The 15,120-nt window shown below is 71.1% G+C and carries 11 protein-coding genes and 1 tRNA gene; 8 read left to right on the top strand and 4 right to left on the bottom strand.

Annotated features, from left to right (window positions below; translation table 11 throughout):
* Positions 1–66 precede the first annotated feature (66 nt).
* Entirely contained in the window at positions 67–669 is a 603-nt protein-coding gene (locus C1C97_RS09325; RefSeq protein WP_199712239.1) for a TIGR03085 family metal-binding protein, read from the top strand.
* Positions 670–889: 220 nt separating this feature from the next.
* Positions 890–963 (top strand) — tRNA-Thr (locus C1C97_RS09320).
* A gap of 153 nt (positions 964–1,116) precedes the next feature.
* Here the strand turns inward: C1C97_RS09320 and C1C97_RS09315 are convergent.
* A complete protein-coding gene (locus C1C97_RS09315) occupies positions 1,117–2,010 on the bottom strand; it encodes a DsbA family protein (protein ID WP_110920873.1) in 894 nt (297 codons plus the stop codon).
* A 246-nt stretch (positions 2,011–2,256) separates the two neighbouring features.
* Here C1C97_RS09315 and C1C97_RS09310 point away from each other — a divergent pair, with 246 nt between their 5' ends.
* The 3 genes from C1C97_RS09310 to C1C97_RS09295 are packed head-to-tail and all read left to right on the top strand — an operon-like array spanning position 2,257 to position 6,045.
* Positions 2,257–3,792, top strand: a complete 1,536-nt coding sequence (locus tag C1C97_RS09310; RefSeq protein ID WP_121031501.1) for an alpha,alpha-trehalose-phosphate synthase (UDP-forming) — start codon at positions 2,257–2,259, stop codon at positions 3,790–3,792.
* A complete protein-coding gene (otsB, locus tag C1C97_RS09305; protein WP_199712238.1) occupies positions 3,785–4,768 on the top strand; it encodes a trehalose-phosphatase in 984 nt (327 codons plus the stop codon). The genes C1C97_RS09310 and otsB overlap by 8 nt, the downstream gene beginning before the upstream one ends.
* 56 nt (positions 4,769–4,824) lie before the next feature.
* Positions 4,825–6,045 carry a DUF4032 domain-containing protein gene (locus tag C1C97_RS09295; RefSeq protein WP_233542864.1) on the top strand — a complete coding sequence of 407 codons (1,221 nt, stop codon included), beginning with the start codon at positions 4,825–4,827 and terminating at the stop codon, positions 6,043–6,045.
* Here the strand turns inward: C1C97_RS09295 and C1C97_RS09290 are convergent.
* Both C1C97_RS09290 and C1C97_RS09285 read right to left on the bottom strand, forming a co-directional pair.
* Positions 6,042–6,644 (bottom strand): TetR/AcrR family transcriptional regulator, encoded by a 603-nt coding sequence (locus tag C1C97_RS09290; protein ID WP_110920590.1) that lies wholly within the window; start codon positions 6,642–6,644, stop codon positions 6,042–6,044. The genes C1C97_RS09295 and C1C97_RS09290 overlap by 4 nt on opposite strands.
* A gap of 3 nt (positions 6,645–6,647) precedes the next feature.
* A complete protein-coding gene (locus C1C97_RS09285) occupies positions 6,648–8,897 on the bottom strand; it encodes an HAD-IB family hydrolase (RefSeq protein WP_121031497.1) in 2,250 nt (749 codons plus the stop codon).
* Positions 8,898–9,194: 297 nt separating this feature from the next.
* On the opposite strand from C1C97_RS09285, the gene C1C97_RS09280 reads away from it, so the two are divergent.
* The 3 genes from C1C97_RS09280 to C1C97_RS09270 are packed head-to-tail and all read left to right on the top strand — an operon-like array spanning position 9,195 to position 12,526.
* Positions 9,195–9,977: an SDR family NAD(P)-dependent oxidoreductase gene (locus tag C1C97_RS09280; RefSeq protein ID WP_121031495.1), complete on the top strand. Its 783-nt coding sequence runs from the start codon at positions 9,195–9,197 to the stop codon at positions 9,975–9,977.
* A gap of 4 nt (positions 9,978–9,981) precedes the next feature.
* Positions 9,982–10,818 carry a lysophospholipid acyltransferase family protein gene (locus tag C1C97_RS09275; protein WP_233542863.1) on the top strand — a complete coding sequence of 279 codons (837 nt, stop codon included), beginning with the start codon at positions 9,982–9,984 and terminating at the stop codon, positions 10,816–10,818.
* A gap of 31 nt (positions 10,819–10,849) precedes the next feature.
* Positions 10,850–12,526 carry an FAD-binding oxidoreductase gene (locus C1C97_RS09270; protein WP_110920587.1) on the top strand — a complete coding sequence of 559 codons (1,677 nt, stop codon included), beginning with the start codon at positions 10,850–10,852 and terminating at the stop codon, positions 12,524–12,526.
* A gap of 152 nt (positions 12,527–12,678) precedes the next feature.
* Here the strand turns inward: C1C97_RS09270 and C1C97_RS09265 are convergent, their stop codons facing one another.
* Positions 12,679–14,682 (bottom strand): acetoacetate--CoA ligase, encoded by a 2,004-nt coding sequence (locus C1C97_RS09265; protein WP_121031493.1) that lies wholly within the window; start codon positions 14,680–14,682, stop codon positions 12,679–12,681.
* Positions 14,683–15,120 lie beyond the last annotated feature (438 nt).

Below are 15,120 nucleotides of genomic sequence, written 5' to 3'. Positions count from 1 at the left end.
GTGGTAATCACCACCGGGCCCGTCTACCGTGGTCGTGATGGCCCGCCCCACAGAATGGATGTGCTCGTGACCAACTTTGCCAACGTCGAACGTCGTCATCTCGCCGCGCTGCTGCGCCGGGTGGGCCCGGACGCCCCCACCCTGTGCGAGGGCTGGAACACCCGCGACCTCGCGGTGCACCTGGCCATCCGGGACGCCCGCCCGGATGCCGTGCCCGGGATGTTCTCCCCCAAGCTGCCGCTCCTCGGTGCCCACGCCAAGTCGGTGGACGCCGAGTACCGCGAGCGGACGTGGGACGATCTCGTGAACCTCGTGGAGCGCCCCCCGCTGTACTCCCCGGGGCGCTGGTCCCCGCTGGACAAGCGCATGAACACCGGCGAGTTCTTCGTGCACCACGAGGACGTCCGCCGCGCCCAGCCCCAGTGGCACCCCCGCCAGCTGCTCAACGACGAGCAGAAGGCCCTGTGGGCCATGCTGAAGTTCGGCGGGTCCATGATGTTGCGCAAGGAGTCCGAGTCCGTGGTGCTGCTCGCGGCCGGCTTCGGCTCCGTGCGCGGCGGCAAGTCGGGGGCCCGGCGCGTGAAGATCGTGCGCGGTGAGCCCTCGGAGCTGCTGCTGTGGGCCTTCGGTCGGCAGGAGCAGGCCGCCGTGGAGATCACGCAGGAGTAGTCCTCGTTCTGCCCGCACTCCACGACCGGCCGCGCTCACCCCGAGCGCGGCCGGTCCTTCTTCCGGTCCGTGGAGCGGGCACCGCGGAACGCTGTGGCCGACGCGCTGTGCCCGCCCGGACGCGCGGCCCGCGCGCCGTCCCGTATCATGGAGCGGTCCCGAGCGCGCGCGGAGCGGAACGTGCCCCACCAGCCGCCCGTGCGCCGTCGGGACGGGCAGCGCCCCCTTAGCTCAGCTGGCCAGAGCATCTGTCTTGTAAACAGAGGGTCGCCGGTTCGAATCCGGCAGGGGGCTCGTTGTGACTGGGGCAGACGCCCCGTGTGAGGGACATGCGGCTACCGGCTGCGTGTCCCTCGTGCGTTGGGAGGAACCGCGCCCCGGGAAATGCGCGAAGCCCCGGTCCGTCGCACGGATCGGGGCTTCGCGCAGGGTGAGCGGTGGTCGCGGCTACTTCTTGGTGCTCTTGGCGTCGATGGCCTTCTGGAGCACCTCTGGGAACTTGCCCTTCTCGAAGCGCTTGCCGTCCACGAAGATGGACGGCGTGCCGGCCACGCCGTTGCTGACGGCCTCCCGGGTGTCCACGTTGACCATGGGGCGGTAGGTGTTCTCGTCGAGATCGTCCTCGCTCACGGTGGCACCGTGCTTTCCGGCGATCTCCGCGATCTGCTTGTTGCTCAGCCCCCCGCTGCCCTGGTGGGAGAAGATCTCCTGCGAGTACTCCATGAACTGGTCCGGGTTCACCTGCTCCGCCACCAGGTAGGCGGCGTTCGCGGACCGGGACGAGTACTGGTCCGGGGTGGCCTTGTCCAGGAAGTTGAGGTTGCGGTACTCCACCTCCACCTTCCCGGAGTCCACGGCCTTCTTGATGGTCTCCGCGTTCTCCTTCTCGAAGTCCGCGCAGTGCACGCACTCGAAGTCCTGGAACACCACCAGCTGCACGGGCTTGCCGTTGCTCGCCGCCTTGTCCTGGGACACCACGCCCAGCGGCGTCTTGGACGTGTCCGGCTCCTCCGGCGCCTCGGGCAGCGTGGCGAGATCGCGCTCCTTCACGTCCGAGGTGTGCTGGGGAATCCCGTTCCTGGTGACCGTGATGCCGCCGTACTGGTTGGCGCTCGCGGGCACAGGGCCGGCGTCGGGGATCTTCGCCTTGTGGTTCTGCCACACGACCAGACCGATGATCAGGGCGATCACGAGCACGAGCGCCACGATCCCGAGGATCAGGCCCAGCGGTCTGCCGTTGCTGCGGCGGGACTGCCTGTCTGCGATCTGCCGGGCTCGCTCCCTGGCGTCCGCGGCGGAGGACGCGGGTGAGGAACCGGCGGATTTGTTCTTGGGAGCCATGGGGCCAGGAGTCCTTCCGAAGAGGGGTGCGGAGGTGTCGACGACTGGTCCTCAGGGTACCCGGCCCCGGGGGTGCCCCCGGTTCAGGCGGTTCCCAGGCGGGGCCCTCCCGCGGCCTGCGCCGACGACGCCGCGACGGCCGGCTCCCCCGCGCCGTCGCCGTGCCGCGGGGCCGCGTCCGGGCCGCGGAGCGGTGCGCGCACCTAGGATGGAGGTGATCAACCCGCCCCGGGGAAGGAACCCAGCATGAGCGCACAACAGTCCATGGAAGAGGTGACCGTCCCGCGGGACGGCTACGACTTCGTTGTGGTGTCCAACCGGTTGCCCGTGGACCGTGACGTGGACGAGGCCGGCAACAGCTCGTGGCGCCGCTCCCCCGGCGGTCTGGTGAGCGCTCTGGCCCCGGTGATGGCCCAGCGCGACGGCGCGTGGGTGGGCTGGCACGGCGCCCCGGACGAGACGTTGGAGCCGTTCGACCACGACGTCTTCCACCTGGTGCCGGTCATGCTGTCCGAGCTCGAGGTGAAGCGGTACTACGAGGGCTTCTCCAACGCCACGCTGTGGCCGCTCTACCACGACGTGATTGCCTCCCCGGAGTTCCACCGCACGTGGTGGTACGCCTACCGCCGCGTCAACGAGCGCTTCGCGCGGATGGCCGCGGAGACCGCCTCCCAGGGCGCTACCGTGTGGGTGCAGGACTACCAGCTGCAGCTGGTGCCCCGCATGCTGCGCAGGCTGCGCCCGGACGTGACCATCGGCTTCTTCAACCACATCCCGTTCCCTCCCACCGAGATCTTCTCGCAGCTGCCGTGGCGCCGGGCGGTGCTGGACGGGCTCACGGGCGCGGACCTGATCGGCTTCCAGCGCCCCGGGGACGCGCAGAACTTCCAGCGCTGCGTCCGCAAGTATCTGGGGGTGCAGTTCACCAAGGGCGCGGCGCAGTTCAGCGAGAGCACCGCCGAGGGCACGGACACCACCTGGACGGTCAACGCCGGCTCCTACCCCATTTCCATCGACGTGGACTCCATCAAGGAGCTCGCGGACAGCCCGGAGGTGCAGGCGCGTGCGCGGGAGATCCGGGAGGAGCTGGGCAACCCGGAGACCATCTTCCTGGGCGTGGACCGGCTGGACTACACCAAGGGCATCGGCCACCGCATCAAGGCCTACGGGGAGCTGCTGCACGACGGCGAGCTGTCCGTGGCGGACTCCGTGCTGATCCAGGTGGCCAGCCCCTCCCGCGAGCGCGTGGACTCCTACCGCCAGCTGCGGGAGCTCGTGGAGGGCATGGTGGGCCGGATCAACGGTCAGCACGACACCATCTCCCACACGGCCATCCGCTACCTGCACCACGGCTACCCGTTCGAGGAGATGGTGGCCCTGTACCTCGCCGCGGACGTCATGCTCGTCACCGCGCTGCGGGACGGCATGAACCTCGTGGCCAAGGAGTACGTGGCGGCACGCCGGGACAGGTCCGGTGCGCTCGTGCTCTCCGAGTTCACCGGGGCCGCGGAGCAGCTCAGGCAGGCCGTCCTGGTCAATCCGCACGACATCGACGGTCTCAAGGAGGCCATGCTGTACGCCCGCGACATGCCGCGCGCCGAGGCCCGCAAGCGGATGGCGTCCATGCGCCGTCAGGTGCTCACGCACGACGTCGTGGACTGGTCCCAGCGCTTCCTCGCGGATCTCGCGGGTCACGCCCGCGCGGGCCGCGACACCCCCGCGGACGCCGCCACCGGGGCCGCCGAGCACGGTTCGTCGGACCGCGGGTCCCACGATGAGTGAGGACCTCACGAGCGCCCTCGCCACGGCCGCCGAGACGGACGAGCTGCTCGTGGCACTGGACTTCGACGGCACCCTGGCCCCGTTCACCGAGGACCCCGCGGACTCCCGCCCGCTGCCCGGGGCGCAGGAGGCACTGGAGCTGCTCGCGTCCCTGCCCCGCACCACGGTGGCCGTGGTCTCCGGGCGCCCCCTGGACTTCCTGCGCACCGTGGTGGACCCGGCGCGGCGCATGGTGCTCTCCGGCTCCCACGGGGCCGAGGTGGACCTCACCGCGGCACCGGGGACGGGCTGCGGCGCCGGGATCGAGCTGACCGGGCAGCAGCGGGAGCTGCTGGATCGTGCCGTGGCCGCCACGGAGGCGCTCGTGCGGCGCTGCCCGGGCTCCCACGCGGAGCTCAAGCCCGCGGGGGTAGCGTTCCACACCCGCCCCGTGGAGGACCCCGCCGCGGCGGAACGTGCCCTCGCCGAGATGACCGCCACGTACTCCCGGCTGCCCGGCCTGCGGGTGACCCCGGGTCAGCAGGTCGTCGAGAGCTCGGTGCTCAGTGCCACCAAGGGGGACGGTCTCACGGCCATCCGCTCGGTGGTGCACCCGGACGTCACGGTGTTCGCCGGGGACGACGTCACGGACGAGGACGCCCTGGCCGTCCTGGGCCCCGGGGACGTGGGCATCAAGGTGGGTGGGAAGCCGTCCGTGGCCCGGTGGCGGGTCCCGGATCCCGAGGCCCTGACGGCCGCGCTCACCGCCCTGGCGCGGCACCGTGACGACGCTGTGGGGCCCGGCCAGACCGCCCGGGGCGACGCCGCAGGGCACGGCCAGACCGCCCAGGGGGACACCGCAGGGCGCGGCCCGACCGCCCGGGGCGACGCCCCCGACCCGGCGCCTCTGCCGCACGGGTCCGGGACGCCGCCGCGGCCGGACCCGGCGTCCCCTGCCCCCTGGAACCCGCTCCTCGGCCGGCGCGGACTGAGATGACCGTCCCCCCGCCCCCGGACCCCGCGCCGTCGCCGGCCCCCCGCGCAGCGCACGGGGTGTCCATCAACACGGCGTTCCCGGACCCCGGTCTGCTGGAGCTGCCCTGGGACCTGCCCCTGGAGCGGTGGCCCGCGGAGGTGCTCGCCGCGTACCCGCGTGGACTCTCCCGCCACGTGGTGCGCTTCGCCCGGGTGGGTGAGCGGGTCGTCGCCGTCAAGGAGACCACCGCCCACTACGCGCGGCGGGAGTACGGCCTGCTGCGGAGGCTCCAGCGCATGGGGACCCCGTCCGTGGTGCCGGACTCGGTGGTCACGGACCGCTGCACCCCCGAGGGGGAGCCGCTGCCCGCCGCGCTCGTGACCGACCACCTGAGCTTCTCGCTGCCCTACCGCGCGATCTTCGAGCAGCTGCCCTCCCCGGACACCGTGGAGCGCCTCGTGGACGCGCTGGCCTCGCTCATCGTCCAGCTGCACCTCTCCGGCTTCTACTGGGGGGACGTCTCCCTGTCCAACACCCTGTTCCGGCGGGACGCCGGGGCCTTCGCCGCGTATCTCGTGGACGCGGAGACCGGTGAGCTGCACTCCCGGCTCACGCGCGGTCAGCGCGAGTACGACATCGACCTCGCGCGGACCAACGTGGCCGGGGAGGTCATGGACCTGCTCGCCGGGGAGCACATGCAGCGGCGGCTCGCGGAGGAGGGCGTGGATCCCGCCTCCGTGGACCCGTTCGCGATCTCCGACCGGCTCGTGGAGACCTGCACCGGACTCTGGGAGGAGCTGACCGCCACGGAGACCTTCTCCGTGGCCGAGCGGTGGCGCGTGCAGGCCCGCGTGGAACGCCTCAACGATCTGGGCTTCGACGTGGAGGAGGCCTCCCTGGACTCGGACGAGTCCGGCCGGGTGCACCTGCGCCCGCGCGTGGTGGAACCGGGCCACCACAGCCGCAGGCTGCTGCACCTGACCGGGCTGAGCACCCAGGAGAACCAGGCGCGCCGGATCCTCACGGACATCGACCAGTTCGGACGGGCACTGTACCCCGGGCTGCCCGAGGACCTCACGGCCCAGCTGTGGATGCGCGAGATCTTCATGCCCATCATGTCCGCGATCCCCCCGGACCTGCGGCGCAAGCGCGAACCGGCTCAGATCGTCCACGAGGTCCTGGAGCACCGCTGGTTCATGTCCGAGAACGCGCGCGCGGACGTCCCCACCGGCACGGCGGCGCAGGACTACGTGCAGTCCTACCTGGCCCTGCGTCCGGACGAGAAGGACGTGTTCTAGGCGGCGTCGGGACGGGTGGAGATCAGCTCCGTGACCGCGCGGTGCACCCGCTCGGTCCACGTCTCGTCCAACGACCCGTAGCGGGCCACGTGCGCGTAGGCCGCGCCCAGGATGAAGTCCACCACCATGTCCAGGTCCACGGCGGCCCGGATCAGCCCCCGGTCCTTGTCGCGCTGCAGCAGGGTGCGCAGCGCGTCCATGTGCGGGCGCACCACCGCGGAGCGCAGCACCTGTGCGGTGGCGGAGTTCGGGTCCTGCAGCAGGGTGATGGCCACCCCCATGCCCATGTCACGCAGCAGCAGGTCCACCGCATCCGTGAGGGCCTGCTCCCACGTGGCCTCCTCCGTGGGCGCCACGGCCGCGGCCACCGTGTGCTGCAGCGCGGCCTCGAGCAGCTGGGGGCTGTTGTCGAAGCGGCGGTAGATGGAGGTCTTGGCCACCCCGGTGAGCGCGGAGACCGCCTCGATCGTGACCCGCTGGGGGCCTCCCTCGCGCAGCAGCCGCAGCGCACCCGCCACGATCTTGCGATCGGTGCGGGCGGTCCGCGGATCCACGGCGCCCGCCGTGTCCGCCGTCCGCTCCCGGTCCTCGCAGCCCATGGGTCAGGCCCTCCTCCAGTCCTCCACCGGCCAGTGCGCCTTCCGGGCCCTGCGGTACAGCGGCAGGTCCGGGTTCACCGCGTGGGGATGGCCCACCAGCGACAGCCAGCTGGCGTCCGCCACGGAATCGCCGTACCCGTACGAGCGGCCGAGGTCCAGCCCGTGGTCCTCGGCGTAGCGCTTGAGCCACTGGGCGCGGGCCTCGTCCACGAGCGGCGGGGTGGCCAGGTAGCCCGTGAGCACACCGTCCACCTGATCCATGCGCCCGGCGACCACGTCGTCGAACAGCTCCGCGAGGGGGCTCACGAGCAGGTCCAGCGAGCCGGTCACGAGCACCGTGCGGTGCCCCGCCTCACGGTGCTGCCGGATGCGCTCGAGCGCTCCCGGGCGCACGCTCTGCTCCACCGCGCGGCCCAGGGAGCCGTCCATGAGCTCTCGGACCCGCTCCACGGACACGCCCTCGTAGCGGCGCAGGAACGCCCGGATGAACTCCCCGCGGTCCCGGCGCTCGGCCTTGAGGTACGTGGCCGCGTTGCCCATCAGCTCCGCGAACTCGCCCGGCCACTGCACGGGGCTGAGCTCCCGGCGGCGCAGCTGCGCGTACTGCGTGATGATGTTGCCCGAGGCCACCGTGCCCTCGAGGTCGAACACCGCCACCACGTCCGTGCCCCCGCTCAGCCCGCGGGTGCGCGAAGCCCGTTTGCGGGAGGCCGCCTTGGCCCGGCCGTACGCCTTCGTCATCTCCGTGAGCGCGGGCAGGTGCACGTCCCGCCAGTAGTCCCGCCATTCGATGGCCCGCACGTCGAAGCGCCGGTCCTCGGCGGTGCCCTCCGGCAGCGAGCGGTTCAGCGCGCGGGTGTGGGTGTCGTCGAAGATCATCTCGGTGCGCGTGTAGTTCTGGTACAGGTCCACGTAGGTGCGCAGCGAGCCCAGCCCCGTCTGCATGCGGTGCAGCGAGTTGGTCCACTCCCGGGTGCGCGCCGTGGCCGGGAGCACCGAGCTCACGCGGCTGCCCGCGGCGGCCAGCTTCTCCTTGACCGCGAGACCGCGTTCCATGGAGTTGCCGGCCGGGAACTTCCACTCGGGCACGGCGATCGGGTTGCCGTGCGAGTCCTCCAGGGGGCGCTCCAGGAAGTAGGAGCGCACGCTGCGGTACATCTGGTGGAACGGCAGCGGGTTCGAGGCCCCCGAGCACACCTGGTAGTACGCGGGCCCTTGCGGTTCCGCCGCGGCACCCCGGGTCTGTTCCCGGTGCCCGTCCAGGACGAGCGCCACGATCGCGTTGACCACGAAGTCCACCGGGATCACGTCCAGGACGGAGTCCGGCAGCCCGGGGAACTCCGGCAGCGCGCCCTTGGCGTAGGCCATGATGAGCGGGTCGGCCACCTTGTACCCGTCGATCCACCCGGGGAACGGGTGGCGCAGCGCGGACTCGATGATCGAGGGGCGCACGATCGACAGCCGGTGCCCGTCCCCCGCCCACTTCTGCTCGGCCACGCGCTCGCCCAGCGCCTTGGTGAACGTGTAGATGTCGGTCCACCCGAGCGACTGCGCGCGGGTCCGGCCGTGGTCCACGAGCCGCGAGCGCACCCACTCCAGCCGCGCCTCCTCGGCGGCGCGGGCCACGGACTTGGGGCCCTCCTTGCCGTGCAGTCCCGTGGCCTGCCGGATGAAGGACTCCAACCGTTCCGGGGAGCGGGACTCCACCTCGGCGGTGTCCGCGGCGCGCACGGCGGCGTCGAACTCCACCCGCCAGTCGACGTCGTGGTCCACCGACGCCTCCGGGCGCAGGCCCTTCGCGATCCCACCCACGTAGCACGTGGACACGTGGATCACGTGGGGGTCCTGGCCCGAGGCCCGCAGCGCGTCGTAGAGCCCCACCGCGCCGCCCACGTTCGTCCGGAAGGCCTGGTCGATGGGCGGGTCGAAGGAGACCGTCGAGGCCGAGTGCACCACCACGTCGAAGGGCTCGGTGATCTCCGCGAGTCCCGTGAGATCACCCTCGAGCACGCTCGTGCGGGCCTCGAAGACCTCCCGCGCCCGCTCCTCCCCCACGGCCTCGCGCCAGGTCCTGAAGGAGGGCTTGCGGAGCAGCTGCCGCAGCCGTGCACTGCCGGACTGCGATCCCCTGGGGCGGACCACCGCCGTCACGTGGACGTCGTCCGATCCGGAGAGCAGCCGTTCGAGGACCGCCTGTCCCAGGAAGCCCGTGGCCCCCGTGAGCAGGACGCGCGTGGTGGTGGTCTGGGTCAAGGAATCCTCCGATGGTTGGAACGGGAACGGCCGCCGGGCCACGGTGCGGGCACCACCCGCGGGTCCCGGGTGGGCGCCTCTCCGCGGATCCCGGCACCCGGCCCGGGGCGGGACCGGACCGTGATCCGCCGCGGTGCCCAGTTGACGGGCGCCGCGAGGACCGCACCGGCCGAACCGCCGCCGGGATCCCCTCGCCACGAGGCGACCCGAACCGGCTCGCGGCCCGCAGACCCGAGGAGCACCGTCCGAGCAGGCCGGGGCCACTGTGCTACGCCCACCGTAGTGTATCTTAGGGTCATGCTTACCGCTCTCGTGACCGGTGGGACGTCAGGCATCGGTGCCGCGTTCGCACGCTCCCTCGCCCGCAGGGGCTTCAACCTCGTCCTGGTCGCGCGGGACGAGCCGAGACTCGCGCGGACCGCGCGCGATCTCACCGCCGAGCACGGCGTGCACGTGGAGACGATCACCGCGGACCTCGCCGTGCGCGAGGACCTCCGCCGCGTCGCCCAGCGCCTCGAGGATCCCGACCACCCGGTGGACATGCTCGTGAACAACGCGGGCTTCTCCGTCAAGGCCCTGTTCACCGCCGAGGACTTCCGTCAGCACGAGACGGGCTTCGAGGTCATGTGCGCGGCGGTCTCCAGGCTCTCGGGTGCCGCCGCCCGCGCCATGCTGAAGCGTCGCACGGGCTGGATCGTCAACGTCTCCTCGACCTCCGGCTACGTGACCATGGGCGACTACTCGGCGATCAAGGCCTACACCACCACCATGACCGAGTCGCTCGCGGTGGAGCTGCACGGCACTGGTGTCCACGTCACGGCGCTGCTGCCGGGGTGGGTGCGCACCGAGTTCCACAGCCGCGCGGGCATCACGGGTTCCTCCATCCCGGACTTCATGTGGCTCGACGCGGACCGCCTCGTGGAGGCGGCCCTCGCGGACGTGGCGCGCGGGAAGGTCCTCTCCGTCCCCACCCTGCGCTACAAGGTCATGGCGACCGCACTGCGTCACCTCCCGCGCCCCACCGTGCGCTGGCTCTCCCGCCAGATCTCGGGGATCCGACGCCGCGAGATCCAGGCCTGATCCCGTGGCACCGTCACAGCAGAACGACTCTGACCGCCCGGCCGGGCCCGCCCGACGACGCCGCGGCGCACCCGCCCCCGAACCGCGTCCCCGCGTGCTGGACTCCCTGGAGGGTCCCGTGGGGCAGCAGGAGCCGGATCCGCCCGCCCCGCCCGCGGAGTCCGCGGAGCTCACGGCCGCGCACTACACCCGGCCGGTGCGTCGCGTGGTGCGCCGGATCGTGCAGACCCTCTTCTTCCGCGGGATGGTCAACCGCACCATCACGCGCACCAACGTGGTGGACCCGGCCGCGTACGGGGTGAAGGGCACGTGCGTGGTGGTGGCCAACCACTCGAGCCACCTGGACGCGCCCCTCGTGATGAGCGGGGTGCCGCACTACATCTCCCGGGACCTCGCCACCGGCGTGGCCGCGGACTACTTCTTCACCACGTGGCACAAGCGCTTCTTCACGCAGCTCGTGTTCAACGCCTTTCCGGTGGACCGCCGCGGTGAGGGCGCGAACCGGGGGCTCTCCAAGAAGCTGCTGGCCGCAGGGGTCCCCCTGCTGATCTTCCCGGAGGGGACCCGCTCCAAGACCGGCAGAATGGCCCCGTTCCAGGTGGGAGCGGCGTCGTTGGCGCTGGCCACCCAGGTGCCCGTGGTTCCGGTGGCGCTCATCGGTGCGCACGAGGCCATGCCGCGCGGGACCAGCTGGCCCCGCCGGGGGCGCCCGCCCGTGGTGGTGGCGGTGGGTGCCCCGCTGCGGGCGCGCGGCAACGAGAACGCCGTCGGGTTCAACGAACGCATCGAGGCCGCCGTGCGCGCGCTGTACGCTGCGAACCGGCACATGATCCAGGACTAGTGGCATCCCCCAGGAAAGAGGTTTCCCCGTAGTGGCACACGTGAAGCATCAGAAGTGGTGGGGCTGGGGCGAGGAGGGCGTGTTCTTCGACTACCGGAACAAGCCCGCGTTCGCGCCGTTCGTCAAGGAGGCCATCGGCGTCTCCCTGCGACCCCGGCAGCGCGACACCGTGGATTTCGCCACGGTGCAAGTCCCGGCCTCCACGGCCTCCGAGGACGTCCTGGCGCGGCTCCGTGGGATCAGCGGCCCGGAGAACGTGTCCCTGGACGACGAGCTGCGGATCGTGCACTGGGCCGGCAAGTCGGTCCTGGAGCTGATGCAGACGCTGCGCAGTGATTTCGCACGGGTCCCGGACGTGGTCGTCTACCCGGGGTCCGAGGACGAGGTGGCGGAAATTCTGCGCACCGCCGTGGCGCAGGACCTCGTGGTCATCCCCTTCGGCGGGGGCTCCAGCATCTCCCGCAGCCTGCAGCCCGCCCCGGAGGAGACCCGCTGCATCGTCTCCCTGGACATGGGCCGGTTGAACAAGGTGCTCGAGATCGACGAGACCTCGGGGCTCGCCACTATCCAGGCCGGGGTGCTCGGGCCGGACATGGAGGACCAGCTCAACGCCCGGGGCTGGACCCTGGGGCACTTCCCCGACTCCTTCGCGTACTCCACGCTGGGCGGCTGGGCCGCCACCCGGTCCTCCGGGATGCAGTCGGACAAGTACGGGGACATCGCGGACATCGTGCGCGGCCTGCGCCTGGTGCGTCCCTCCGGGACCGTGGTGCTGCGCCCCCTGCCCTCCACGTCCACCGGGCCCAGCCTGCGCGAGATGGTCATCGGCTCCGAGGGCCGCCTGGGCGTGATCACGGAGCTCACCGTCCACGTCCACCGGCTGCCCCAGGAGCACGAGGTAATCGCCTACATGTTCCCCACGTGGCAGCAGGCACTGACCGCGGTGCGCCGCTACACCGAGGCCGAGATCCCGCTGACCTTCGCCCGGATCTCGGACGCCCACGAGACGGCGTTCTCGCTGGCCACGCAGAAGGCCTCCACCTCCGTGAAGGGCAAGCTCGCCGCCAAGGGCCAGGACGCCCTGTGGGCCGTGATGCGCAGGCGCGGCTGGGACACGGACGCCATGTGCATCTCCTACGCCTGTTTCGAGGGCTCCGCGAAGGACGTCGCCGAGCGCAAGAAGGCCGTGGCCCGGATCGCGAAGGCCCACGGCGCCGTCGTGCTGGGGTCCGGCCCGGGCGCGCTGTACGACCAGAAGAAGTTCGACACCCCGCACCTGCGCGACTTCCTGCTGGAGCAGAACACCGTGGGGGACGTCTCCGAGACGGCCGCGCCGTGGTCCAAGCTCACCACGGTGCACAAGAACGCGTACGACGCCGTGCAGCGCGCCTACGCGCAGCTGGGCAAGTCCGGCTGGATCATGTCCCACATGTCCCACTCGTACCACTCCGGGGCGTGCCTGTACTTCACGTTCGCGTACGTCTTCGACGAGGAGAACCCGTACGAGGAGTACCAGGTGGTCAAGTCCGCCATCCAGCAGTCGTTCATCGACTCCGGGGCCACGCTCTCCCACCACCACGGCGTGGGTGTGGAGCACCAGCCCTGGATGGAGCAGGACGTCTCCCCCGAGGGCGTGGCGCTGATGAAGGGCCTCTTCCAGGTCGCGGACCCCGGGGGGAACCTGAACCCCGGCAAGGTGGTCTCCTGACCGGGATCTGACACTCCCGATGGGCAACGGCCCCGGTCCGCCCACCTCGGGCGGGCCGGGGCCGTTGCCGTGTGCCATGGGGTGGCCCTTGACGCCTGCCGGAAGCTCACGCATGTCGGGGGCCTGAGCCCGGGAAGGCCGGGGCGAGCCGCTCAGTCGGCCGCTGCCCCGCGTGCGTGGCGGCGCGCTTGCGCGGCGTACCAGTCCAGGACCTCCGCGTCCTCGGCGGTCGCGCGGTTGAGGGAGGACGGATCCGCGCCCTGGTACAGCTTCTTGACGGGGATCTCCAGGAGCTTCCCGGTGCGGGTGCGGGGCACGGCCGGGGCCTCGATGATCTCGTCGGGCACGTAGCGCGGGGACACCTGCTCCCTGATGGCGGCCACGATGCGCTGCTTCAGCTGCTCCGTGAGCCGGGTGCCGGGCTCGGGCACCACGAACAGGGGCATGTAGTAGTCCCCTCCGGCCAGTTCGGCCCCGATCACCATGGAGGCCGCCACACCGTCCACTCGGTCCACCACGTGAGTGAGGTCCGCGGAGCCCATGCGGATGCCCCCGCGGTTGATGGTGGAGTCCGACCGGCCGTGCACCACGAACGGCCCCTCCGAGAGCTGGGTCACCCAATCCCCCTGGCGCCACACCCCGGGGAACATGTCGAAGTAGGCGGCCCGGTAGCGGTCCCCCTCCGGGTCGTTCCAGAAGCGGACGGGCATGCTGGGCATGGGCCGGGTGATCACGAGCTCCCCCACCTCGTCCCACACGCGCTCCCCCGCGGTGTTCCAGGACTCCGCGGCCACACCGAGGTACGGGCCCATGATCTCGCCGCGGTAGACGGGCTGGTACGGATTCGTGCCGATGAACGCGCTGGTGACGTCCGTTCCCCCGGAGTCGGAGCCCAGCCGCACCGTGGTGGACACCGAGTCGTACACCCAGTCCCACGTGGCGTCCGGCAGCGGGGAGCCCGTGACCAGGATGGACTCGAGGGCGGAGAAGTCCAGGCTCACGTTCGGAACCACACCCGCGCGCTGCACCATGGACAGGATCCCGGCGCCGGTGCCGAAGAACGTGGCCCCGTGGCGAGCCACCAGCTCGAACGACTTCTGCGGTCCACCGAATGTCGGCGAGCCGTCGTAGGTGATGATCCGTGCGCCGGTGAGTAGGATGCCCACGAGCATGTTCCACACCATCCAGGTGGTGGCCACGGCGTAGTAGGCGACGTCCTCCGGGCCCAGACCCGAGTGCAGCCCGAGCGCCTTGTAGAACTCGACCACCACCCCGCCATGGGAGTGCACAATCCCTTTCGGTTTACCGGTGGTGCCGGAGGAGTAGAGGATCCACAGCGGGTGGTCGAAGGGAAGCTGCTCGTAGTGGGGTTCGCCCGGTGTGGCCATGATCCGGGACAGGCGCAAGGCGCTGTCCGGCAACTCACCGACGGTACCTTCCGCACACTGGTCAACCACGATCAGTTGTTCCACCGATGGCAGCACGTCCAGCAGGGCGTCGTAGGAACCGGTCATGTCACGCACGGAGCCACCGAACTCGTAGCCGTCCACCACGAAGAGCACCCTGGGCTCGATCTGCGCGAACCGATCTGCCACACCCGCCGGCCCGAAGTCCGTGTTCACCACGGACCACACGGCTCCCACGGAGGCCGTGGCCAGCAGCGCCACCACGGTCTCCGGGATGTTGGGCAGCACCGCAGCCACACGGTCACCGGGCGTGACGCCCAGCTCCCGCAGCTGCCGGGCCACCGCCGCCACTCGCGACTCGAGCTCGGCCCATGTCCAGGACACGGCCTCGCCGGATTCATGCTCGCCGACGACGGCCACGTCGCCCGGTCGGCTCCGGGCCCACCGCAGCGTGTTCTCGGCATAGTTCAGACGAGCTCCCGGGAACCACTGCGCCCCGGGCATGGCCGTTCCTCGCAGGACACACTCCCCCGGCTCGGACGCCACCATGTCGAAGAAGTCCCACACGGACTGCCAGAACTCGTCGAGGTGTTCCACGGACCAGGTGTGCAGTGCATGGAACCCCGAAGCCGGCACGCCGTGGTGCTGCTCTACCCACCGGGCGAACTCGTGCATGCGGGACGCGCGGGTCCGTTCCTCGGTGGGCGTCCACAACAGGGCGCGTTCATTCGTGCGGTCAGGATTGTTCATGTGGACCGGTTCCTCTCTCCGATCCCTGCATCCTCCGTGATGCGCGGGTCTTCGAAAGCTACCAGGCCGTGCGGGGAGGCGGGGACCCAACCACGGCGGTGGGCGCCCACCCGCCCTGCATTGATAGACGGCACACGGCACCCGAGGCGGCTCCGGCCGTCCCCGATCTGGTCTCGCACTGGCCGGGGTTGCGGTGCGTGGGCACCGGGCCGGTGATGGTCCTGGGTAGACCCATCTGGAGTCCACGCTCCCCTTGGTATCGTGCCCGCGTGGACCGCACCGCCGCGGGCCGGTCCCCGTCACCAGCCCACACCATCACGGGCCGGCCCTTATCACCAGCCCATCCATCGGGGAACTAGCGTGTTAAATGCGGGGAGGCCCCACACCCAATAGGTGTGGGGCCTCAACCCTTCAACGTGAATTCCGGCGGTGACTTAC

Origin of the sequence: Kocuria tytonis (genome assembly GCF_003226895.2) — a bacterium.
In the GTDB taxonomy this organism is placed as follows: Bacteria; Actinomycetota; Actinomycetes; order Actinomycetales; family Micrococcaceae; genus Kocuria; species Kocuria tytonis.
Note: the sequence above shows the minus strand (reverse complement) of the source record. Positions and strands in the feature narration are given on the sequence as shown.

Excerpts from the sequence above, each read along its gene's own strand:
- otsB (WP_199712238.1), top strand. The coding sequence starts at position 3,785 with ATGAGTGAGGACCTCACGAGCGCCCTCGCCACGGCCGCCGAGACGGAC.
- C1C97_RS09290 (WP_110920590.1), bottom strand. The coding sequence starts at position 6,644 with ATGGGCTGCGAGGACCGGGAGCGGACGGCGGACACGGCGGGCGCCGTG.
- C1C97_RS09315 (WP_110920873.1), bottom strand. The coding sequence starts at position 2,010 with ATGGCTCCCAAGAACAAATCCGCCGGTTCCTCACCCGCGTCCTCCGCC.
- C1C97_RS09265 (WP_121031493.1), bottom strand. The coding sequence starts at position 14,682 with ATGAACAATCCTGACCGCACGAATGAACGCGCCCTGTTGTGGACGCCC.
- C1C97_RS09280 (WP_121031495.1), top strand. The coding sequence starts at position 9,195 with ATGCTTACCGCTCTCGTGACCGGTGGGACGTCAGGCATCGGTGCCGCG.
- C1C97_RS09310 (WP_121031501.1), top strand. The coding sequence starts at position 2,257 with ATGAGCGCACAACAGTCCATGGAAGAGGTGACCGTCCCGCGGGACGGC.